Raw genomic sequence first — 1,477 nt, 5'->3', positions numbered from 1 at the left:
GCGTTGTTTCCGCGCAGCGCCAAGGCCGCGACCGAGGCAAGGGCGTTGAGCAAGTTGCTGCTCGGCGAGAAGGCGCCGCGAAGCCTTGTAGACATGTTCACCGGTTTCCAGCCTGCTGGCGCCGCCGTTTGAGCCCGTGACGGCGCTCCTGTAGATTTCACGGCTTCTAAGGGCCCGCGATCGTGCCGGCCAGACAGGACGCTGGATGATCATTCAAGACCGCCCGGCCGCGCGCCGCGCGAAGTGGGCGCTGCCGGCCTGGGTGCTGGGCGCCCTCGTTGGCGTTTATATCCTTGCCGTGCTAAATCGCACCCTCTGGCCCGAAGTGCGCGAGGCCCTTGCGGCTTCCCAGGGTCTGCCCGGATTCTGGGCCTTGAGTGTGACGGTTTATTGTCGACTGTTAGGTAACCTCGTCCTGACCCTTGCGTTGGCCACGTGGCCGCGCGTGGGCAAGTTCTTGTTGGCCCTCCTGGTCCTCGTATCAGCGGCCAGCGCGTACTACGAGCAGACGTTCGGCGCMCGCCTGAACGAAGAAATCATCCAGAGCATTTTCGAGACGACGCGTGCGGAAGCCGCGGCGCTGATTACCACGGCGTCCGTCGGCTGGATTGCCCTGTTCGGCGTCTTGCCGGCGGTCCTCATTTTGTGGGTGCCGGTCCGCTTCCCGCCGAAGTGGCGCAGCCTGAGGTGGCGTGCGGCTATCGTACTGGCCGCGACGGCTCTGCTGCTCGTGCCGCCCCTGCTGACCGGTCGCAATTACGTTTACTTCGAGCGCAACCACCGTCCGATGTATGAGGTGTTCAATCCGTACGCGGCACTCAGCGGCACGTTCCACTATCTCCAGCGGGATGTCTTCCGTAAAAAGGCGACGATGACGCCGATCGGCACCGATGCCACGCTGGCACCGGATCCCGCCATGGCGGCACGCAAGCGGGTGGTCGTGTTCGTGGTGGGCGAGACGGCACGGGCAGAGAATCAGTCGCTGCAGGGTTATGCGCGCGAAACCAATCCCGAGATGAAGCGGGCCGGGGCCATCTATTTCAGCGACGCATGGTCGTGCGGCACGGCGACCACCGTGTCGGTGCCGTGCATGTTCTCGAACATGACGCGCGAGAAGTTCGACAAGCCCGTGGCCAAGGCCCATTGGAACGTGCTGGATGTGCTTCAGCACGCGGGTGTGGACGTGTTCTGGCGGGACAACGATGAAGGCTGCAAGGATGTCTGCCTGCGCGTGCCCAACGACGACCTCACCGCCRCCAGGATCGACGGCCTGTGCGACGCCAACGGCTGCAAGGATGACGTGCTGATCGCCGACCTGCCCGAACGCCTGGCGAAGATGCGTTCGCCGGCACTGCTCGTGCTGCACATCAAGGGCAGCCACGGCCCGGCGTACTTCCAGCGCTATCCGGCGGCTTTCAATGTCTTCAAGCCGGGTTGCGATACCGGCGAAGTGCAAACATGCACKTATGCGCAGGCC

The 1,477-nt window shown here is 64.2% G+C and carries 1 protein-coding gene; it reads left to right on the top strand.

Features of this window, described 5'->3' with window-relative positions:
- Positions 1-205 precede the first annotated feature (205 nt).
- A partial coding sequence (locus tag AC1DT2_RS23160; RefSeq protein WP_477299021.1) for a phosphoethanolamine transferase occupies positions 206-1,477 on the top strand: 1,272 nt, incomplete at its 3' end.

This window comes from Luteibacter sp. P4_E6 (assembly GCF_056401535.1).
Note: the sequence above shows the minus strand (reverse complement) of the source record. Positions and strands in the feature narration are given on the sequence as shown.